Here is a 20313-nt window from a genome sequence, read left to right as displayed (position 1 = left end):
AGTCGAAATGAAGATGATCTACATGATAGTTCGCCTGTCGCTCCTGCTGCTCGTGGTCGGGCTTTGGCCGACACAGTCGTGGGCAGCCAATAATGAGGATTCCCTCATTTTATCAGTGGAGACAGGAATTAACGGGCTTTATAAAGGAGAATCCCTGATACCGGTTAAAGTGACCCTCACGAGCCGATATGACAATTTTTCGGGAACGGTGCAGGTTTCTCACCGGTATGTGGATGCGGCCAATTATGAAAAACCGATTACCGTTGCTGCCGGGAAATCCGCCAATGTGACTTTCCAGCTGTCGGCCGCCATTTTGAACCAAGATGGAAGAGTAATTGTAAAGAGCAACGGCACACCTGTTACAGAACAGCCATTTAAATCAAATCCCTTTAACGGTGTATTGGTGGGAACCGTCGGAGAGAAAGGCTTGTTCTCCTTTCTTGATCGGCAAGATGCGGCAAATCAGATTGGAATTGCGGTGACATCCCTGCAGGCGGAAGATGTTGCCTCTCCCGACTCACTGCGCAATCTCGATTTGTTAGTGCTGAATGATCCGAACTTCACGCTGTCGGAGGAGCAGGCAAAAGCGGTGTCCAACTGGGTGGAACTGGGAGGCACCTTGATCGTCGGATCGGTCTCTAACTCCTTAAAAGACTTGCCCTCTTTCGTTCGTTTGCTCCCTATGCAAATGGACGGCCAGATCACGGCGAACTTGCAATCGTTAAGCCGCTATACAGACGGGAGTCCGATCGACGGCAGTGTGACGGTCGGCAAAGCGGTTACGGTAAATGGCAATAAACTGATTGAAGATAACGGAATCCCCATTATCGCTGACAAAAAGGTAGGAAGCGGCCGGGTGATCCAAACGGCTTTCGATTTGCAGGCCGGCCCATTGGCCAATTGGTCAGGAAATCAAGAGTTGTGGGGTCGAATTTTGTCCCTGCAGGGATTTGATATGCAGTACAGGGAACATAACTTCAACAATATCTGGAACTTGTTGAATGTCAGCCAGTATTTTCCGCAGTTGCAGCTGTTTTCTGTAAAAACGATCAGCATTGCCATGTTGTTCTATATGGTGCTGATCGGTCCCGGTCTTTATCTTTTCCTTCGGCGAAAAGACAAACGGGAATGGGGATGGGGTGCGCTGCCTGCCATCTCTTTGACATTGACAGCCGTCATTCTGGTGTACGGGTTTGCTTCTCATAAATCAAAGGTCTATACGCAAGCTGTCGGTGTGATAAACATTACCGATTCAAATTACGCCAAAGTGGAATCTGTGCAATCTTTTGTCGTGCCAAACGGCGGCGTGTATCGGGTCGAGGCGGTAACTGGATCGTATCTGCAGCCGCAAGTACAGTTGAACCGTCTTGCCGATTTCCGGGTAACGGAAGATCATTTGCATCCGGCGGTTGAATTTCAGGACGTGGAGTATATGACCACTCGTTCGGTCGCGGTCACCGCACCCCTGAGAGACGCCGGTTCGATTGAAGGCAGGCTGGCTCTGAAGGGTGACAGACTGGTCGGCATGATCTCCAACAAAAGCCGGTTTAACCTGAAGGATGTTCGGCTTGTAGTGGGTATGAAAACGGCTGTTCTGCCCGACTTGCCAATCGGTAAAACGCAGGAAGTGAATATCAGTTTGCAGCCGCAATCGTTTACCGAACAATCGTTCCGTCCGGAACCCGTTAATCCGGCTCGTGCGGTTCCCGCGATGCAGGGCGTAGCGATTTCATATCCGGATAAGTTCGGGGGAAATCCTGCAGGAATTCAAAAGCTGAGTGAAGGATTAGTACCTGTTGACGCAGGGCTGAACCTGTTAAAAAATCAACGGTACTCGCAGATTGCCCAGTATGCTGCAATGCGCGAACCTTTCGCGCCGGGAACGTTGAAATTGGCGGGGTGGACGGAAGAGTCGGCGAACGTCGCATCCGTTCCCAACCAGGCCAATGAACCGGGTGCGTTGTTTCTGGTTCTGCAGGATCTGCCAGTAGATTTTCTGCCGAATGAAAAAGTATCGATTCCTTCTGAACTGCTGCCATCTCGCATCGTGACGCATACAGGCATTCGGGATTGGGGATTTCCCTACAGATCGCCTGTTTTGGGGAGAGGCGACGCGGTTAGCGAAGTGGTGTTTCCTGCCGCCAACTCGTTCCGGATTGACCGCGTACAGCTACAGTACTCGCCATTTACGAAGGAAACGCCGAAATCACTGCAATACCAATTGCGAAATTGGCAAACTGGCCGCTGGGACGACTTGAAAACTGACGGTACGACCACATTTAGCGCTGCAGAAATAGCCCCCTATTTAAAAAACGGCAATCTGCTGCAAGTTCGTATCAACAATCAGACGACAACCGATCTCCCTGTTGTGGAACCGGTCATTACCGTGGAAGGGGAGGCGAAATCATGATACGGATCGAGGATTTGACCAAAAAATACGGGAAGTACACTGCTGTATCCCATCTCAACCTGCAAATTCCGAGCGGATCCGTATTCGGATTTGTGGGACCAAACGGGGCTGGGAAGACGACCACCATGTTGATTCTTGCCACGCTGCTGGAGCCGACCGAGGGAAAGGTGTACGTAGGGGATTTTGAGGTGACGGAAAATCCGGCTGCTGTGCGCAGGTTGATTGGCTACATGCCCGACTTTTTTGGAGTGTATGACAATCTGAAAGTAACTGAATATCTCGACTTTTACGCGGGAGCTTATCAAATTCCGCGTGAAAAAAGACCGAGCTTGATCGGAAGTTTACTTGAATTGGTGAATCTGAGCGATAAGGCAGATTCCTATGTGGATCACCTGTCGCGCGGGATGAAACAGCGCCTGGGGCTGGCAAGGAGTCTGGTGCATGATCCGCAGCTGCTGATCCTTGATGAACCGGCATCCGGGCTCGATCCGCGAGCTCGCATCGAAATGAAGGAGATTTTAAAAGAGCTTCGCCGAATGGGAAAAACCATTCTGATCAGTTCTCATATCCTTCCCGAATTGGCGGAGATGTGCACCGACATCGGCGTGATCGAGGCTGGAAAGCTGGTGGCGGTGGGGAGTGTCGACCAGATTGCGGCTAAGGTATATGGAAACCGTCTTTTAAAAATCCGCCTGCTGCCATCTGTCAGTGAATCGGATTTAAAACGGGTGACCGATTTCCTGCAGCCCAAATACCGCATTTTGCAAAACCGTTCCGTACCGAACGAAATACAGATCGCGTTTGACGGAACGGAGGCGGAACAGGCGGAATTTTTGAAAATGCTGATTGACCAGAGGATTCCGGTCGTCAGTCTGTCGGAAGACAGCGGAAACCTGGAAGATATTTTCCTGGCGATTACAAAAGGAGTGGGATCATGAATCCGGTATTATTAAAAGAGTTTCGGCAGCGGTGGCGAACCTTCAAGACGCCTTTGATCATTTTTCTTTATTTGCTTGTTGTGGGCGTGATTGCTTGGTTTGTTATGTTTCAGGAAGTTTCCAGACAAGGCTATTTACCGATCGGGTCGAGCTCCGATTTGTTTCTCGCGCTGTCTTTATTGCAAATGGGGTTGATTGCATTCGTGGCGCCTGGCCTGACGGCTGGGTCTGTAAGCGGGGAAAGGGAGCGCCAAACGTTAAGCGTCCTGTTGACGACCCAGCTTTCGCCTGCATCGATTGTCGTTCATAAATTGCTTTCTTCGATCGTATTTATCGTCTTGCTGATTGTAGCCACACTGCCGGTTTACGCCGTCGTGCTGCTGTATGGCGGAGTATCGCCGTTGCAATTGTTGGGAACGTTTGGCATGATGATTTTGCTTATCCTGTTTTGCGGATCGTTTGGTGTGCTGTGCTCCGTCTGGTCGAAACGAACAAGTGTCAGCACGGTAATCACGTACGGCTGTTTGTTTGTGTTCCTGGCAGGCGCTCCGCTCCTGTCCACTTTGACAGAAGATTGGTTTTTGCACGGCATGCGGTATCCGAATCATCCATTTGTGCAAAACAATCCGTTTGTTCATTCACTGCCCGTTATTTTTGAGGGAATAAGCCCGCCGATGATGCTGATCCATATGTTTCATCCACGCCAATTCCCGACTACAGGCGTGGAAGGATTGGCCATCAACTATTGGATTCAGAATCCCTGGCCCATTTTCCTAATCACTTTGCCCGTATTGATCATTTTGTTCGTACTTCTCAGCATTTATCTGCTGCATCCGGTACGCCCGAAGATCGCATGGAGAAAACGTTCCGCCGTTTGATGAAACATGACCGCCCGGGCGCTGTTTTCACGCAATTCTCGGGGGTCTCATTATTGAAGATGAAGATTTCGCAATCCGAACGTTAAAGAGAATCAATTACTACCGCCTCAACGCATATGGGTTAAGTCTCAAGCAAAATGACCCATACCATCCGGGCATAACATTTAATCAAATATACGCATTGTATGAATTTGACCATCGCTTTCGCTACTTAATTATGGAAATGACCGAACAGGTAGAAATCGCTTTTCGTACTCATATTGCTTACCATATTGCTCATTCATACGGTGCTTTGGGTCATTTGGAATCAGTTCATTTTGAAAATCCAGTATACCACGAGGCTTTTCTTGTTGAGTTAAATAAGGAAGTTAGACGATCCCACGAAATATTCATTAAGCACCATTTCGAAAAATACGAAGGAAAAATACCTATCTGGGTAGCCGTTGAAGTATTGTCATTTGGTGCACTATCAAAACTTTTTTCCAATCTGAAAAACGAAGATAAAAATGATATTGCTAAAAACAATTATCGAGTACCTGCAATTTATCTTGAAAGTTGGCTAAAATGTCTGTCCTATGTGCGTAATATATGTGCACATCTAAAAAACTAAGAATTCAACAAAATAAAATTTTTGCGCACTTATATATACTTAAGGAACTGATTCCTGATCCAGGTAGATGGAGAAACTTTATTACCCGGCTAGAGGCATTATTTTCAGAGTATACGGGTGTATTAGAATTGGATCGAATCGGTTTTCCAGAAGATTGGGAAGCAATTTTAGAAAACACTAAAATACGGGTATACAGGTTAAAGCCTTCTTTCAAGAAAGGGGGGCTTTTTTTGTTGTATAGGTATATCGAAACTCCTGACATGGTGGAAATGTTTTCATATTCGGGACCACGATCAACTAAACAACGGGCAGATTCAATGAGAAATATATTCGAACAGACGATTCCTGAACCTAGGATTGCTTATGATCGTATAAATTTTGTGATCTGAACTGAATTTTCGAGTAAGGTGCAGTAAATATTAATGTTTTGTAAAGTGATAATAGTATGGAGTTATTGGTTGGCTAGAGGGATGAAAATGGCAAGACGGGTTTTTGAGCATACATTAACGAACGGGACATTTGAAGACTCAATCAAGTAAGAAACAGTTGGGTCACCCAGGATAGAGAAGTAGCTGGCTACTGGGTTGCTTCATTGTGGGAAGAGGCAAAGAAAAAGGCAATGCAACGATCAAAAAAATGATTGATGAGGGTTTCAAATGCGTGTCGGTCCGAACTCGAACGACATGTTCAAATGTCTTCTATAACCTTGAAGCCCTCAGAATCTTGCTGCCTGCTCACTTTGTGCGTCTAAAACAACTGCAATCGAACAGGTTGTTCCACTAGGGTTAGTGAACACCGCCACATCTCGTTTGTCATTATTAAGCATTTCAGTCATGTATATTATGCATTGTCCTTTTTCTTTGCATGATCATGTAACCTTTTGGGCGGTGTGCTATAATAATCTAAATATAAGATCTAAGGCTTGGAGGGGACTTTGTGTCGGATTTTAACGAAAAATTGGACGCATGGCAGCGAAAAGTAGAGAAAGCGGTTGCAAAATTTCCGGAACGAAAGCGGCGCTTCACCACGTCCAGCGATCTGGAAGTAGACCGGCTATACATACCCAAAGAGAATGGCGAGCAGCAAACATATTTGGAAAAGCTGGGTTTTCCCGGCGAATACCCGTTCACACGCGGTATTCAACCGACCATGTATCGCGGACGATACTGGACGATGCGGCAGTATGCCGGATTTGGATCAGCGGAAGAGACGAATGAACGGTTCCGTTATCTGCTCAAACAGGGCCAAACCGGTCTGTCCACCGCGTTTGATTTGCCTACCCAGATCGGTTATGATGCTGACCACCCGATGGCACGCGGTGAAGTGGGCAAAGTAGGCGTTTCGATTTCTTCGCTGGTCGATATGGAGACGCTGCTCAAAGGAATCCCGCTCGACAAGGTCAGTACTTCGATGACAATCAACGCACCTGCATCCGTTTTGCTGGCGATGTATATTGCGGTTGGCGAGAAGCAGGGCGTCTCTTCCGACAAGCTCACCGGTACCATTCAAAATGATATTCTGAAAGAGTATGTGGCGCGCGGCACATACATCTATCCACCGGCACCGTCCATGCGATTAATCACCAACATATTTGAGTATTGTGCAGACAAGGTGCCAAACTGGAACACCATATCCATTTCCGGTTATCATATTCGGGAAGCGGGTTCCACTGCCGTACAGGAAGTGGCGTTCACGATTTCGAATGCGATTGCTTATGTACAGGCAGCTGTTGATGCCGGTTTGCCGGTTGACAAATTTGCTCCCCGCTTGTCATTTTTCTTTAATGCGCATAATAATTTCATGGAAGAAATTGCAAAATTCAGAGCAGCGAGACGCATCTGGGCAAAGATTATGAGGCATCGTTTCAAGGCGGAGGATCCGAAATCCTGGCAACTTCGTTTCCACACCCAGACGGGTGGTTCTACATTGACCGCCCAACAGCCTGACAATAATATCGTACGGGTCACAATCCAGGCATTGGCAGCTGTTTTGGGAGGTACGCAGAGCCTGCATACCAACTCACGGGATGAAGCGCTGGCTTTGCCGACGGAAGACTCTGCGCGGATTGCACTGCGCACGCAACAGATTATCGCGTACGAAAGCGGTGTGGCTGACACGATCGACCCGCTTGGCGGCTCCTACTATATTGAATCATTGACGGATGAAATTGAAAAAGAGGTTATGCGGTACATCGAAAAAATCGACGAGATGGGCGGCGCTGTAACAGCTATCGAGCAAGGCTACATGCAGCGGGAAATCCAGCAGGCATCCTATCGGACGCAAATGGCAATAGAGTCGGGTGAAGATGTTGTAGTCGGCATGAACAAATTTACGATTGAAAATGAGCCGCAGCCGGAATTGCTGCGCGTGAATCCGGCGCTTGGCAAAATTCAGGCGGAGCGTTTGGCCAAGCTTCGTTCCGAGCGAAACAATGAGGAAGTTCAAACGAAACTGCAGGCGTTAAAAACGGCGGCGGAAGGGCAGGACAATCTGATGCCGTATATATTGGACGCAGTTCGCGTCTATGCTACAACAGGCGAAATCTGTGATGTAATGCGCTCTGTATTTGGCGAATATCGACCCTCCCTGTTTTAGATTTAGGGTACCGTGGGAGCAGAACGAGTTACACGATTGCCAATCGGGGAAAAGGAGAGAACAAGATGGAGCAGAAAATTCGCGTTTTGGTCGCAAAACCGGGATTGGACGGACATGATCGGGGGGCTTTGGTAATTGCGCAGGGATTGCGGGATGAAGGGATGGAAGTGATTTATACAGGACTTCGGCAGACGCCGGAACAGATCGTGGCGGCAGCCATTCAGGAAGACGTCAGTGTGATCGGCCTGTCTTCCTTGTCGGGCGCTCATCTGGAACTGTTCCCGGAAGTGGTGCGGTTGTTGAAGGAGCAGGGGATCGACGATGTACTGGTGATTGGCGGCGGTGTGATTCCTGACGAAGACATACCGCTCTTGAAGCAGGCAGGGATTGATGAGATTTTCACGCCGGGAACGCCGATTAAGAAGACAGCCGATTTTATCCGGAGTCATCTCAAGAAAGGGGCGGTTTCATGATTCCCCCTTTAAAAATCGATCATCTCGGCATTGCCGTTGCAAGTATTGAAAAGACGCTGCCGCTTTATGAAGGGCCGATCGGTCTGAAAGTGATCCATGAAGAAGTGATTGCCGATCAGAAAGTGCGGGCCGTTTTTCTGCAGGTAGGGGAAAGTACGGTGGAACTGCTGGAACCGACCTCACCGGACAGTCCCATTGCGGTTTTTCTTGAGAAAAAAGGGCCTGGCATCCACCATGTGGCCTATGCGGTTGAGGATATCGCAGCGAAATTGGCGGAAGCGAAAGCGGCCGGAATCCGGTTGATCGACGAGCAGCCGCGTCCCGGCGGACATGGCAAAATGATTGCCTTCCTGCATCCAAAAGATACGTTTGGCGTGTTGACCGAATATTGTCAGCGAATCGAATAAGGATCATCATTGGAGGTATCCAAGTGGAGAGCAAAATCAGAGACATGGAAGAACGCCGCCGCAAGGTAGAATTAGGGGGCGGCGACAAACGAATCGGGCAGCAGCATGATAAGGGAAAGTTGACCGCCCGGGAGCGGATCGACATTCTGCTTGATGAAGGAACATTTCGTGAGTTAAACCCGTTTATTGAGCATCGCGGCTCTCACTTTGGCATGGCGGATGTGGAGGCTCCCGGCGAGGGGGTCGTGACCGGTTGGGGGAAAATCAACGGTCGGATCGTGTATGTTTTCGCACAGGATTTTACGGTGTTTGGCGGCGCGCTTGGGGAAATGCATGCCAAAAAAATTGCGGCCGTCATGGATTTGGCCGCTAAAAACGGCTGTCCGATCATCGGCTTGAACGATTCGGGCGGAGCCCGCATTCAGGAAGGGGTTTCGTCGCTCGATGGGTATGGGCATATTTTTTATCGGAACTCTATCTATTCCGGCTTGATTCCGCAAATTTCCGTGATTATGGGCCCCTGTGCGGGCGGTGCGGTGTACTCACCGGCGATCACAGACTTTATTTTTATGGTGGAAAAAACATCGCAGATGTTTATTACAGGACCGAAAGTGATTGAAACGGTGACCGGCGAGAAAATTTCCGCGGAAGACCTGGGTGGCGCGAAAGCGCAGTCGAGCATATCGGGTGTCGCCCATTTTACCGGTCCGACGGAGGAGGATGTATTAAACGAAGTACGCCGTCTTCTTGCGTTTCTGCCAGAAAACAATATGGAAGAACCGCCGCGCGTACAAGCCCCGGATGATGACGGTTGGCTGGAGGAACTGCTCGATGTGGTGCCGGTTGATGGCACGAAAGTGTACGATGTGCGCGATGTAATTCATTTGTTGGCAGACAATGGAGATTTTATGGAAGTACAGGCCACGTTTGCGAAAAATGCGGTGGTGGGGTTTGCTCGAATTGACGGTCAACCGGTGGGCATTGTCGCCAACCAGCCGAAGTTTCTGGCGGGCGGCCTGGATATCGATTCGTCTGACAAAATTGCCCGTTTTATCCGTTTCTGCGACTCGTTCAATCTGCCGCTGATCACGTTTGAAGACGTGACCGGCTTTATCCCTGGCGTAATGCAGGAACACCGCGGCATTATCCGACATGGCGCGAAAATCCTGTACGCGTATTCGGAAGCGACCGTACCGAAAATAACGATCATCTTGCGGAAGGCGTATGGCGGCGCTTACGTCGCGATGAACTCGAAAGCAATCGGGGCCGATCTGGTATACGCATGGCCGACCGGTGAAGTGGCGGTAATGGGGCCGGAAGGGGCAGCCAACATTATTTTTGCCAGAGAGATTGCGGAGAGCCAAGATCCGGCGGCGACAAGAGCAGCCAAGATCGCCGAATACAAAGAAAAATTTGCCAATCCTTATGTGGCGGCCGCGTCCGGTATGGTGGACGACGTGATCGATCCGCGTGAAACGCGCCGCAAGCTGAAAGAAGCGCTCGAATTGCTGCGCAACAAACGGGAAACCAGACCGCCGAAAAAACACGGCAATATCCCGTTGTAGGACGCACGCCGGTACACATCTCCCGAACGGATGCAAGGTGAAGCGTACGTGCACGTACTCTGAGTTCGTTTACACTGCGCGTCCACTTCGGGCGTTAGTAAGAAACATTCGCGTTTTCGCAACTGAATGACGGTCCCCACTGCGTGAAAGTTAGCCGAAGGAGACAGGGTTGCCGTCTGCACGACACATGCATAAGCGGCTCTCTTACCGTGTGACCGAAACCGGATTCGGAACGGCGTATGACCAAGATGTTTTGTGCGAGCAAGCTGCCGAATTGCGCTAAGGAGGATTGTTATGGCATCGCAGGAAGAAAACAGACAGATAGAAGCCACTCAGGATGAATCGGCGAAACAGGAACGGGTTGTGGAACAAGTGGCGATAGATTCGGATTCATTGCCGGACGATTGGTTTTGGCGTCCGTTAAAACGGCATACAACAAAGTTTTTGACGCACAATGAAAAGGGTAACGCCTGGCGGGAAGCGGGGAGGCGTTTGCCGCCCGCCGATCGATTCGTTTTTCGGCAGGAAAGCAGAGGTGACTCTCAAAAGGAGCGTGGCAGATGGAAATGGTCAATAGGGAACGATTGCTGCAGGAATTTATAGAATTGGTGCAGATTGCCAGTCATTCACGCAACGAACGGCAGATGGCCGACACGCTGATCGCCAAATTGAAGCCATACGGGGTGGAGATACAGGAAGATGATACGGCGGCCAAAGTGAATGGCAACACGGGCAATCTGATTTGCCGACTGGCGGGCGATTCCAGCAAACCGACTCTTCTGTTTACCTGCCATATGGACACTGTGCAGCCGGGTGAAGGGATTCAGCCGCAGGTTGCAGACGGCCGGATCACGTCTGATGGCACCACCATATTGGGAGCGGACGATAAAGCAGGGGTAGCGGGATTGCTCGAAATGGTTCGCGTGTTGCAGGAACAGAAACTGCCGCACGGCAATCTGATTTTGCTGTTTACAGTGTGTGAAGAGGTTGGACTGCTTGGTTCCCGCAATCTAAGCCCTGATTGGATGAAAGACGCAGATTATGGTTTCGCGTTTGACAGTAACGGTTCGATTGGGGAAATTGTTACGCAGGGACCTTCACAAGCCAAATTGGAGGTAGTGATTCACGGTAAAACAGCACACGCCGGCGTCAATCCGGAGGCGGGAATATCGGCTATCAAGCTGGCCAGTCAGGCTATTTCACGAATGAAACTGGGGCGGATTGATGCGGAAACAACCGCCAATATCGGCACAATTAACGGAGGAACCGCTACAAACATTGTGCCGGAACGGGTGGACATTGTGGCGGAAGCGCGCAGTCTGAACGCTGATAAGTTGAATGAACAGACCGCCCAGATGAAAGCCGCTTTTGAACAGGCTGCACAGGAAGCAGGTGGTCGCGCGGAAGTCACCATTACCAACATGTATCCCGCTTTCCGGTTTACCGAGCAAGACCCGGTTGTACAAATCGCTGCCAAAGCGGCAGAACAAATCGGCGTAACAGCCAAAACGCTCGCATCAGGCGGCGGCAGCGATGCAAACGTGTTGAACGGATTGGGTGTACCTACTGTCAATCTGGCGATCGGCTATGAAAATATACATACGGTGAACGAATCGATCCGAATTGACGATCTGGAAAAAGCGGCCCAGTTGATGGTGGCCGTCACCCAATCGGTATAAAAAAGGCTTCTACCGAAGCATCATCAAGAAGAAGCAGCGTCTATTTGAGGAACCCTTTTTCGACAGCCGAAAGTATAAAAATGATGATGTTATATCACATTTTTATACTTTCTAAGCTGTTAAGGATTCCGACACAGCCCGACTTGGAACTTACCCAAGTCGGGTTGTTTCACAACGGCAGGTTTTAGCGTAATAACCGAGAGGTCTTTCTCCGCCACAAGAAAAACAGAATCAACAACAGGACATCTGCCGCCATAAAAATCCAGTTCCGGTAATCGACGATTCCGAAAATCGTTTGGTTGCCAATCGGCCAAAGGTATTTTGGAATATAGGTTTGGTGTGTAAAAAGGTCGAGCCCGATGTGAAAAAACGCTCCGTAGACCAGCCATTCAAGGCCGGACAGGCGGAAACTTTTGGCGATCAAGAGAATCACCGTCCAAATCACAATTGAATGCCAGATGCTATCCAGCATATACATGACAGGTTCCGAAAACAACTGAGGCAGCCAGGGGGCAAACGGATCGAAGCGATGTTGTATCCCTAACACCAAAGCCATGCCCATCATTGCCGAATCAGGTAAAATGGAACCAACCACCGCATACCATCGTTTCGGATGCGGGGCAGTCAACAAATAGGTCCACGCCGCGTGGCTGATTGTATCCATCCTAAATTCCTCCCGCCTAATTCTGTAGTTCTTAAGCCTGTATCTTTCATTTTTTAAAGTGTATATAATAAAAGTAAGGAAATGCTTCACCAACTATTCGGATGTCCGTAATGGAAGGCAGGTGAGGGCAGTTCTTCCTGAAAAGCGTTTTGGTTGTGATAGATCGTAAGTCCCATGCTTTGAATTTCTTGTATGCCCCGGTCTAAAAGTTCGGGAACCAGTTCTTCACTGCACGCATGCAAGAAACGTTCTTTCGATTGCTCATCTGACAAATAGGCGGATCCTTCAACTTTTGCAAGACTTCGGTCATAATAAACGAACAGGTTGCCGATCTGTCCCTGTTCGAGGAAAATTCCGAATTCCTCGAATTGATCATTGCCGGACAATGGTTTCACAAACAAATTCATTTTGAAAGCCTCCTTTCTCACTAGACTCAGTATGACCCGAACCACTCATTCCGATGAAAAGTAGGGATGCATGATGAACATCCTCGCATTGGATCCCGGACATTTAACCGGGTTGATGTACATTTGCTGGGAAGGGAGCGATCAGTCGGTTCGTGTTTTGGAACGAGGTTTTTTTCGGGAAAAGGAACTCCGTTTCGTACTTGGCAAACTGTTTCGTGAAAATCCGCCAGACCGGATTTTGGTGGAACGGACCCAGGCCCATCCGGTAGAAGGCCGAACCATTCGCTGGCTCGAACAGAGAAAATGGCTGCCCTATACGGTGCAGCCGCACTTGGTGCATGCGTTGCTGTTTGGCAGGCTGCTTGGCAACCGGGATGAGGAAGGGCAGCGCATTCGCACACAGATTGCAGAACAATACGGCATTAAAGGCGTGCTGTCGATGCACGAATTGGATGCGTTGCTGTTGGTTCATTTTTACCTGCACGAAGCGGAAAAACGCGGTGCGGATCCGGAAGACCCGATGTGGTTTTATGACGTAATCCGGAAGCAACTGACCATTTGAACACTTCGCGATTGATTGTTTGGAGCTGAATTTGCCGCTAGACTGCGCGCATGATTCAGCTTTTTCTGTTTTGTGCATACTTATGGCAAGTATGTTCGATGGGGGGCCTCTCAACATGGCAGAAGTGAATGAAAAACGGCTGGTCGACCGTTTTTTGAAAATGGTGAGTATCGATTCGCCTTCCTCGCAGGAGCGGGAAATGGCCGATTTTTTGAAAAACGAATTGCAGACACTCGGGTTTGAGGTGGAGGAAGATGATGCAGGCCGCGATTTGCTGCAGATGACAGGCGACATGCAGGGGGCGAAAACAATCCGTTTCACGGGCAATCTGATCGCTCGCAAAAAAGGATCGCTGTCAGACGTTCCTCCCGTGATGTTTGCTGCCCATATGGACACGGTGGTTTCCAATAAAGGTGTGCAGGCGACTGTTCAGGACGGGGTGATCCGGACGGATGGCCGGACTATTTTGGGAGCGGATGACAAGGCGGGTATTGCCGCCCTGCTGGAAGCCGCCCAGTTGATGGAGGAACAAAAATTGCCGCACGGACCGCTTGAATTTGTATTTACGATTGCAGAGGAATCAGGCTTAAATGGCGCCCGTTTGCTGGATAAGCAGAAACTGTCTGCGAAATTCGGATTTGTGATGGATTCGGGTGGACCGCCGCATGTGGTGATTGGCGCTTCGCCTGGCGAAGTGGATTTTTCTGTCAAACTCTACGGCAAAGCGGCGCACGCCGGGGTCAATCCGGAGGATGGCATCAATGTGCTGTCGGCGGCAGGACTGGCGCTGTCGAACTTGACGCTGGGTCGAATTGACGAGGAAACAACCTGCAATATCGGAATCATTAAAGGTGGCGAGCGGACCAACATTGTCTGCGATTATGTGGAGCTGTGGGGAGAAGTCAGGAGCCGCAACAAAGACAAATTGACTTGGCAGTTGGCCAAAATTCAGACGGCGTTTGCCACCGCCTGTGAGAAATTCGGCGCCCGTTTTGAAATGGAAGAACAGCCGATTTACGATGGTTTTCAGTTGACAGAAGGGGACGAAGTGGTGCAGATTGCCTTCGAAGGGGCGAAAAAAGCGGGTATGACGCCGCAGTTGGCAGCCCGTGGCGGCGGCAGTGACACGAATATTTTTAACGCGGCAGGTATTCCATCTGTCAATCTGGGCGTTGGGGCCGCGAATGACCATACGAACGAAGAAACGGTGACCGTACAGGATTTGCGGCTAGCGACTCAATTGGTGTTGGGAATTGTGCAAACCGTTGCCGAACGGACTGGAGCGGGTGTAGCCCGATGATGCGGATCGAACAGGGGACAGTTCTGCAGATTGTGGCCGATCGCCCCGGCGTCAGGGAACTGATTGTCGAACTGAACGGCAGACCGGAAAGGGCGGTGCTGTACACCGATCTGATAGAACCGGTTCACGTCGGGCAGACGGTAGTGTTGAATACGACTGCTGTCCGGTTAGGACTTGGCAGCGGCGGCGTTCATTTTGTGGTGGCGGCGACATGTGCGGAGGGTACGAACGATCCCGGGATAGAGGAACGCCCTGGCCATATCATGAAAATGCGCTATACGCCCTGGCAGTTCCCGGTGCTTAGTTGCGAAGAACCGGATCATCCGGGGCATGAGCAATTGTGGGACAAGGATTCGATTGCGGGAATGCCGGTCATTGCGGCGGAACTGCACTCCATGCTGTCGCCGATTGCGGGGGCGGTTCATTTCAGACTGCGGCAAGCAGCGGAAACGGCTTCGCATTTCTCTTCTTCTGTCAAAGAGACAACTGCGGGCCAGGGGCCGCTGCTTTCCCCGCGTATCGTGTACCTGATGACAGATGGCGGTGCGCTGCCCATCTCATTTTCAAAAACGGTGGCCGAATTAAAAGAGAAAGGGCTGATTTGCGGAACGGTAACCGTTGGCCATTCATTTGGCGGCGACCTGGAGGCGGTGAACCTGTATTCGGGGCTGCTGGCGGCCAAATATTTGCTGCAGGCAGATTTGACGATTGTGGCCATGGGTCCGGGAATCGTCGGGACTGGCACGCAGTTTGGGCATACGGGGATCGAGCAGGGGCAGATTTTGAATGCCGTCGCGAGCCTGGGGGGAACCGCGATTGCCTGCCCACGTCTTTCATTTGCCGATTCGCGTGAGCGACACCAGGGCGTCAGCCACCATACGATCACAGCGCTTGAAAAAGTAGCGTTGGCGCGCATGATTGTCCCGTTTCCGATTTTGCAACCGCCGCAGCAGGCCGTGATTCTGGAGCAATTAAGAGGGTCTGCCATTCCGGACAGACACGACATCCGGTTTCTGGACGGAACCATCGTTAAACAGGCGGCCGACCGATACGGATTGAAGTTACAAACAATGGGCCGCAGCCTCTCGTTAGAGGAGCCCTTTTTTATGGCGGCAGGCGCCGCAGGCCGTTTTGCAGCCGAATGGCTTCTGGCATCGGCAGGTGCCGGTATTGGTCAGCAAATACTCCTGCAACGTGATGCGGCTATCGGCAAACTGGCGCAAAACCGCCCGGATTTGCCATACTTTGCCTGACATGCGTAAGCTGGAATCGGTTAGATACGTGTTCATCGCGAACGCTCCTTGTTATAAAATAGAGAAATCAGATTCCTTATAAAACAGAGGAATGTGATTCTACTTTATGCAGGGATGGGACAAGTATTCCAAAGGGAGGGATTTCGCATGCAGAACGATCATCTGCAAGAACCCACGCTGAAGTCGGAAACGATCTATGCGGGCAAGGTGGTGAAACTGCAGGTGGACACCGTGCAGCTGCCGAACGGTCATCAGGCGATTCGGGAAATCGTGCGTCATCCGGGAGCGGTTGCCATTCTGGCTATTACGGATAACGGGAAGGTGCTCCTGGTACGTCAGTTTCGCAAATCGTGTGGGCGTTCACTGGTCGAGATTCCAGCCGGGAAATTGGAAAAAGGAGAGCAGCCGTTCGACAGCGCCAAACGGGAACTGATGGAAGAAACGGGTTACACGGCGAGTGAATGGAAGCATCTTCATTCGATGTTTACGTCACCCGGTTTCGCGGATGAAGTGATTCATCTGTTTCTTGCGAGAGGGTTGCGGAAAGGAAAACAGTCTCTTGATCAAGACGAATTCCTCGATTTGATGGAAGTCGATTTGGCGGAAGCGGAACGTCTGCTGGCAGCCAATGAAGTGGCCGATGCGAAAACAATCACGGCGCTCTATTGGTGGATGAAAGAACGGGCACAGGCAGGTCCCCGCGCATGAACCGCTATTTTCTTGATTTACATATTCATATCGGCAGAACCCTGGGCGACCAGGCGGTAAAGATTACCGCGTCACGCGACCTGCGTTTTTTTAACATTGTAAGAGAAGCGGCTGACCGAAAAGGGATCGATATCGTTGGGATTATTGATGCGGTTTCGCCGCCGGTGCTTTCAGAAATCCGCGATTTGATCACGGCCGGGGAACTGGTGCCGCTGCCGGGCGGCGGGCTTTCTTATCAGAATAAAACAACGGTGCTGTTGGGAGCGGAAGTGGAAACGACAGGACCGCACGGCGGCGCCGCTCATTTTGGCATATGGATGGCAGATGTTCCTGCCATGCAGGAATTTTCCGATTGGCTGGCAATGCTGATCACCAATCCGGTGCTGTCTTCACAACGCGCCCGCTGCAGCGCTTTGCAATTGCAGGAAAAAGTGTCCGAACTGAATGGGTTGTTTATTGTCAATCATGCGTTTACACCGCATAAAAGCGTGTACGGCAATTGTGTGAACCGACTGAGCGAAATGCTTGATGTATCGAAAATCACCGCACTGGAACTGGGGCTTTCGGCCGATTCGCAGTTAGCTGACCTGTTTTCGGAACATGACAATCTGACTTATGTGTCCAACTCGGACGCCCACTCGCTTGCCAAAATCGGTCGGGAGTACAACCGCATCGAGACAGCAGGATGCAGTTTTACCGATGTGAAGCAGGCGCTTCTGCGACAGGACGGACACCGCGTGATTGCCAACTACGGCCTGGCGCCGAAACTGGGCAAGTACCACCGTACTTATTGTCTGCACTGTGAAGAAGTGGTGCAGGCGGAACCCCCTGTTTTTATATGTCCGATGTGCGGCGGGAAACGGGTGGTGCAAGGGGTGATCGACCGGGTTACGGCAATTGCGGACCGTACGGTTTCAAAATCGCCTGTCCATCGGCCGCCCTATCATTATCAGGTTCCGCTCGAATTTATTCCCGGCATTGGCAAGAAAATGATGGACCGGCTGCTGGCCGTTTTTGGAACCGAAATGAACATTTTGCATCAAGCGACGGAACAACAACTGCGGGAAACAGCGGGGGAACGAATTGCCCGAGACATTGTGCTGGCCCGTACAGGGCAATTGGAACTGTCGGCAGGCGGCGGCGGCAAATACGGCAAGGCGCTGGAATCCGAATAATGCTGGCGGAACCAAATTTGTGCTAGAAGCTAAAATCCAGTTGTGCTAATATAGACCTAAGATTTTTCCGATATTTTACGGATGTTAAAGGGGATATTCACTATGACGAAGCAAGTGTACCGCGCTTACAATTTTAATGCCGGCCCGTCCGCCCTGCCATTGAGTGTTTTGCAGAAGGCGCAGGAGGAACTGGTCGATTTTAAAGGTTCCGGTATGTCTGTGATGGAATTGAGCCATCGCAGCGCGCTGTATGAGGACGTACATAATCAGGCAATCGCCCTCTTGAAAGAACTGTACGGAATGCCGGAAGAGTATGAGGTACTGTTCCTGCAGGGAGGCGCCAGCCTGCAATTTGCGATGGTGCCGTTGAATTTTCTGGCGGAAGGCCAGTCGGCCGGTTATGTGATGACCGGTTCCTGGTCGGAGAAAGCGTATGAAGAAGCAAACAAACTGGGACAGGTCTATCAGGCGGCCAGCACGAAAGAGGAATCGTACCGCCGCATTCCGGCTCCTTCCGAATTGCAGATTCAGCCCGGTTCGGCGTACCTGCATGTAACGTCAAACAACACCATTTTCGGTACGCAATGGTCCGATTTTCCGGAAACGGGAGATGTGCCTCTGGTGGCCGATATGTCGAGCGATATTCTTTCGAAACCGGTCGATGTGAAAAAATTTGCTATGATCTATGCGGGCGCCCAGAAAAACTTGGGTCCGTCCGGCGTTACGGTTGTGATCGTCCGGCCTGATTTTCTGGAGCGGGCAACCCAAAATGTGCCGACCATGCTTCGCTACGACATCCATGTGAAAAACAACTCGCTTTACAACACGCCTCCCACTTTCAGCATTTATATGCTGGGACTTGTGCTGCAATGGGCGAAAGAACAGGGCGGTATCACGGCGATTGCACGCCGCAACCAGGAAAAAGCCGGTCTGATCTACGACGCCATCGATCAAAGCGGCGGATTTTACAAGGGACATGCTGAAAAAGACAGCCGTTCGCTGATGAATATTACGTTCCGTTTGCAGAGCGAAGAATTGGAGAAAAAGTTCCTCGCAGAAGCGAAGTCTGCCGGTTTTGTCGGTTTGAACGGGCACCGTTCGGTCGGCGGCTGCCGTGCGTCTGCATATAATGCGGTACCGGTCGAAGCATGCCAGGCGTTGCGTGATTTTATGCTCGAATTCCAGAAAAATAACGGATAATCCCAGGGTTCTCTTAACAACGGAAGGCGTCTCGCAAATCTGCGAGACGCCTTTTTTACGCTTAGGCGACAGAAAAGCCGTCCGCACAACACATGCATGTAAGCCGTTTGACGGCAACCCTGTCTCCTTCGCTGCTAGTTTAATGTAGTGCGGACTGTATGTGAAGTTTACAGGACAGGAAAGCCCTTTTTGACAGTATACCTTATAAGAAGTGAATTTGATGTATTTTACTATCAAGAAAACGAGAACATACGTTCTGACTATGCACTTGCCTCAGGACATCGGATGAGGATCTGCTAAAACACATGCATTCAAAAGGCGGTCGAAGATTTCGTTCGGATTAAATCGACGGTTAAACCGAAAACAGAACTCATCGAAATACGACTGAATGTATGCCGGCCCCAGTCCGTGATACGTCCCCTGAATGTAGGCTTTCACATTGCCAATGATATTGTGAAGCATCTTGAGAAAATCTTCTTTGTCTTCTTTGTAATAAGCTTTTGACTCATGGATATAGCCGATTTCCGCCAGCGGTTTGTAGGAACTGTGGCCGTCTGAAACAATCGTAGTCCCCGGCTCTATGCAGGATTGAGCAACGCGGCTGATCTCTTCGATGGTGACCTGATCGATCACCTCAATACGCAGATAGGCCGGATGGTTGTTTCCGTCTTTCGAGAGAGCAATGACGGCTTTCGTTTTGCTTGTTCCGCGGCCGTCTTTTCCTTTGCGCGGGGCACCGAAGTAGGCATCGTCCATTTCGACGACGCCGGAAAGCAGGTAACCCGAGTCCCTGTCCTTCATCGCAGCGCGGATCTTTCGCAGCATATGAAGTGCCGTACGGTAATTCAAATCGAGCACGCCGGCCAGCGATAAAGCGGATCTTCCCCGCTTGTCATGCGCCACCAGATAGATGGCCCAAAACCAGACTGTCAAAGGCAGTTTAGTCTTATGCATAAGTGTTCCGGCAGTGATGGATGCCTGGTAATGGCATTTGCTGCACTCGTAGAGTTTGCGTGTTTTGATGTAGTAATAGCTGCTGTGCTCACATTTGGGACAGGAAAATCCATCTTTCCAGCGTTTATGCATCATGTAGGAGGCGCAGTCTTCCTCCGTGCCGAACAGCTTTTGAAATTGAATTAAGGAAATCGCTTCTGCTTTAGCCATCTCTCAATCACTCCGAACATTCGTTTGGTAATTTTAGTATACCACACATATGTTCGTGTTTGAAGGGCAGACTGAGCAGAGTGCATAGTCAGAACATACGTTCTGTTGAATATGATATAATTAAAAAGTCAGAGTGTGGCGCGCTCCGAGAAAGGAGGAGCGATGGATACGCAAACCTATTACCTGGTATCTAGTATTTTTCTGGGGCTATCCATAGTAATCGCGTTAATTAACCTCACCACTAAAGGCAAGTAACGTTTATTGCTTTAAATAAACGAGCGAGCCGTGGTGAGGTCCAGTCACCACGGCTCCAAGAAATATTCAC

Annotated in this window: 19 protein-coding genes; 16 read left to right on the top strand and 3 right to left on the bottom strand. The window is 50.2% G+C overall.

Translation table 11 applies throughout. The features are described 5' to 3' along the window. Positions 1–7: 7 nt before the first annotated feature. The 10 genes from skT53_RS04210 to skT53_RS04165 all read left to right on the top strand — a co-directional run bounded on the left by skT53_RS04210 (position 8) and on the right by skT53_RS04165 (position 11555). Positions 8–2410 carry a DUF4350 domain-containing protein gene (locus skT53_RS04210; protein WP_200759919.1) on the top strand — a complete coding sequence of 801 codons (2403 nt, stop codon included), beginning with the start codon at positions 8–10 and terminating at the stop codon, positions 2408–2410. Then, a complete protein-coding gene (locus skT53_RS04205) occupies positions 2407–3348 on the top strand; it encodes an ABC transporter ATP-binding protein (RefSeq protein WP_200759918.1) in 942 nt (313 codons plus the stop codon). The genes skT53_RS04210 and skT53_RS04205 overlap by 4 nt, the downstream gene beginning before the upstream one ends. Beyond that, positions 3345–4226: an ABC transporter permease gene (locus skT53_RS04200; RefSeq protein WP_200759917.1), complete on the top strand. Its 882-nt coding sequence runs from the start codon at positions 3345–3347 to the stop codon at positions 4224–4226. Before skT53_RS04205 ends, skT53_RS04200 begins: the two co-directional genes overlap by 4 nt. A 34-nt stretch (positions 4227–4260) precedes the next feature. Next, positions 4261–4836, top strand: a complete 576-nt coding sequence (locus tag skT53_RS04195; RefSeq protein WP_200760863.1) for an Abi family protein — start codon at positions 4261–4263, stop codon at positions 4834–4836. 936 nt (positions 4837–5772) lie between these two features. Continuing rightward, on the top strand, positions 5773–7431 hold the full coding sequence (locus skT53_RS04190; RefSeq protein WP_200759916.1) for an acyl-CoA mutase large subunit family protein: 1659 nt from the start codon (positions 5773–5775) through the stop codon (positions 7429–7431). A gap of 65 nt (positions 7432–7496) precedes the next feature. Then, the gene (locus skT53_RS04185; protein WP_200759915.1) at positions 7497–7904 is read left to right on the top strand and encodes a cobalamin B12-binding domain-containing protein; all 408 of its coding nucleotides are present in this window, start codon (positions 7497–7499) and stop codon (positions 7902–7904) included. Continuing rightward, positions 7901–8311, top strand: a complete 411-nt coding sequence (mce, locus tag skT53_RS04180) for a methylmalonyl-CoA epimerase (protein ID WP_200759914.1) — start codon at positions 7901–7903, stop codon at positions 8309–8311. The genes skT53_RS04185 and mce overlap by 4 nt, the downstream gene beginning before the upstream one ends. Before the next feature lie 44 nt (positions 8312–8355). Further along, the gene (locus skT53_RS04175; RefSeq protein WP_200760862.1) at positions 8356–9876 is read left to right on the top strand and encodes an acyl-CoA carboxylase subunit beta; all 1521 of its coding nucleotides are present in this window, start codon (positions 8356–8358) and stop codon (positions 9874–9876) included. A gap of 294 nt (positions 9877–10170) precedes the next feature. After that, on the top strand, positions 10171–10479 hold the full coding sequence (locus skT53_RS04170) for a hypothetical protein (RefSeq protein WP_200759913.1): 309 nt from the start codon (positions 10171–10173) through the stop codon (positions 10477–10479). Beyond that, positions 10443–11555 carry a M20/M25/M40 family metallo-hydrolase gene (locus skT53_RS04165; protein ID WP_200760861.1) on the top strand — a complete coding sequence of 371 codons (1113 nt, stop codon included), beginning with the start codon at positions 10443–10445 and terminating at the stop codon, positions 11553–11555. The genes skT53_RS04170 and skT53_RS04165 overlap by 37 nt, the downstream gene beginning before the upstream one ends. Positions 11556–11739: 184 nt before the next feature. On the opposite strand, the gene skT53_RS04160 is transcribed toward skT53_RS04165, so the two are convergent. Together skT53_RS04160 and skT53_RS04155 are read right to left on the bottom strand one after the other, a co-directional pair. Further along, entirely contained in the window at positions 11740–12219 is a 480-nt protein-coding gene (locus tag skT53_RS04160) for a hypothetical protein (RefSeq protein ID WP_200759912.1), read from the bottom strand. Between the two features lie 86 nt (positions 12220–12305). Continuing rightward, positions 12306–12626 carry a hypothetical protein gene (locus tag skT53_RS04155; RefSeq protein WP_200759911.1) on the bottom strand — a complete coding sequence of 107 codons (321 nt, stop codon included), beginning with the start codon at positions 12624–12626 and terminating at the stop codon, positions 12306–12308. A gap of 70 nt (positions 12627–12696) precedes the next feature. On the opposite strand from skT53_RS04155, the gene skT53_RS04150 reads away from it, so the two are divergent. From skT53_RS04150 to serC, 6 genes are all read left to right on the top strand, one after another. Next, complete coding sequence (locus tag skT53_RS04150; RefSeq protein WP_200759910.1) at positions 12697–13188, top strand: hypothetical protein; 492 nt, start codon at positions 12697–12699, stop codon at positions 13186–13188. Positions 13189–13303: 115 nt separating this feature from the next. Then, positions 13304–14488 carry a M20/M25/M40 family metallo-hydrolase gene (locus skT53_RS04145; protein WP_200759909.1) on the top strand — a complete coding sequence of 395 codons (1185 nt, stop codon included), beginning with the start codon at positions 13304–13306 and terminating at the stop codon, positions 14486–14488. Next, the gene (locus skT53_RS04140) at positions 14485–15741 is read left to right on the top strand and encodes a DUF3866 family protein (protein ID WP_200759908.1); all 1257 of its coding nucleotides are present in this window, start codon (positions 14485–14487) and stop codon (positions 15739–15741) included. The genes skT53_RS04145 and skT53_RS04140 overlap by 4 nt, the downstream gene beginning before the upstream one ends. Positions 15742–15888: 147 nt before the next feature. Then, positions 15889–16449 (top strand): NUDIX domain-containing protein, encoded by a 561-nt coding sequence (locus tag skT53_RS04135; RefSeq protein ID WP_200759907.1) that lies wholly within the window; start codon positions 15889–15891, stop codon positions 16447–16449. Then, entirely contained in the window at positions 16446–17624 is a 1179-nt protein-coding gene (locus skT53_RS04130) for an endonuclease Q family protein (RefSeq protein WP_200759906.1), read from the top strand. The genes skT53_RS04135 and skT53_RS04130 overlap by 4 nt, the downstream gene beginning before the upstream one ends. 102 nt (positions 17625–17726) lie before the next feature. Then, a complete protein-coding gene (gene serC, locus skT53_RS04125; RefSeq protein WP_200759905.1) occupies positions 17727–18824 on the top strand; it encodes a 3-phosphoserine/phosphohydroxythreonine transaminase in 1098 nt (365 codons plus the stop codon). A gap of 273 nt (positions 18825–19097) precedes the next feature. Here serC and skT53_RS04120 read toward each other — a convergent pair whose 3' ends face one another. Next, entirely contained in the window at positions 19098–19988 is an 891-nt protein-coding gene (locus skT53_RS04120) for an IS1595 family transposase (RefSeq protein ID WP_200759904.1), read from the bottom strand. Positions 19989–20313: the final 325 nt, after the last annotated feature.

Source organism: Effusibacillus dendaii (genome assembly GCF_015097055.1).
Lineage (GTDB): Bacteria > Bacillota > Bacilli > Tumebacillales > Effusibacillaceae > Effusibacillus > Effusibacillus dendaii.
The sequence above is the reverse complement of the archived record's forward strand: the minus strand, read 5'-3'. Positions and strand labels throughout refer to the sequence as shown.

Excerpts from the sequence above, each read along its gene's own strand:
- skT53_RS04175 (WP_200760862.1), top strand. The coding sequence starts at position 8,356 with ATGGAAGAACGCCGCCGCAAGGTAGAATTAGGGGGCGGCGACAAACGA.
- mce (WP_200759914.1), top strand. The coding sequence starts at position 7,901 with ATGATTCCCCCTTTAAAAATCGATCATCTCGGCATTGCCGTTGCAAGT.
- serC (WP_200759905.1), top strand. The coding sequence starts at position 17,727 with ATGACGAAGCAAGTGTACCGCGCTTACAATTTTAATGCCGGCCCGTCC.
- skT53_RS04185 (WP_200759915.1), top strand. The coding sequence starts at position 7,497 with ATGGAGCAGAAAATTCGCGTTTTGGTCGCAAAACCGGGATTGGACGGA.
- skT53_RS04130 (WP_200759906.1), top strand. The coding sequence starts at position 16,446 with ATGAACCGCTATTTTCTTGATTTACATATTCATATCGGCAGAACCCTG.
- skT53_RS04170 (WP_200759913.1), top strand. The coding sequence starts at position 10,171 with ATGGCATCGCAGGAAGAAAACAGACAGATAGAAGCCACTCAGGATGAA.
- skT53_RS04160 (WP_200759912.1), bottom strand. The coding sequence starts at position 12,219 with ATGGATACAATCAGCCACGCGGCGTGGACCTATTTGTTGACTGCCCCG.
- skT53_RS04150 (WP_200759910.1), top strand. The coding sequence starts at position 12,697 with ATGATGAACATCCTCGCATTGGATCCCGGACATTTAACCGGGTTGATG.
- skT53_RS04140 (WP_200759908.1), top strand. The coding sequence starts at position 14,485 with ATGATGCGGATCGAACAGGGGACAGTTCTGCAGATTGTGGCCGATCGC.
- skT53_RS04145 (WP_200759909.1), top strand. The coding sequence starts at position 13,304 with ATGGCAGAAGTGAATGAAAAACGGCTGGTCGACCGTTTTTTGAAAATG.
- skT53_RS04165 (WP_200760861.1), top strand. The coding sequence starts at position 10,443 with ATGGTCAATAGGGAACGATTGCTGCAGGAATTTATAGAATTGGTGCAG.
- skT53_RS04200 (WP_200759917.1), top strand. The coding sequence starts at position 3,345 with ATGAATCCGGTATTATTAAAAGAGTTTCGGCAGCGGTGGCGAACCTTC.
- skT53_RS04210 (WP_200759919.1), top strand. The coding sequence starts at position 8 with ATGAAGATGATCTACATGATAGTTCGCCTGTCGCTCCTGCTGCTCGTG.
- skT53_RS04120 (WP_200759904.1), bottom strand. The coding sequence starts at position 19,988 with ATGGCTAAAGCAGAAGCGATTTCCTTAATTCAATTTCAAAAGCTGTTC.
- skT53_RS04135 (WP_200759907.1), top strand. The coding sequence starts at position 15,889 with ATGCAGAACGATCATCTGCAAGAACCCACGCTGAAGTCGGAAACGATC.
- skT53_RS04205 (WP_200759918.1), top strand. The coding sequence starts at position 2,407 with ATGATACGGATCGAGGATTTGACCAAAAAATACGGGAAGTACACTGCT.
- skT53_RS04155 (WP_200759911.1), bottom strand. The coding sequence starts at position 12,626 with ATGAATTTGTTTGTGAAACCATTGTCCGGCAATGATCAATTCGAGGAA.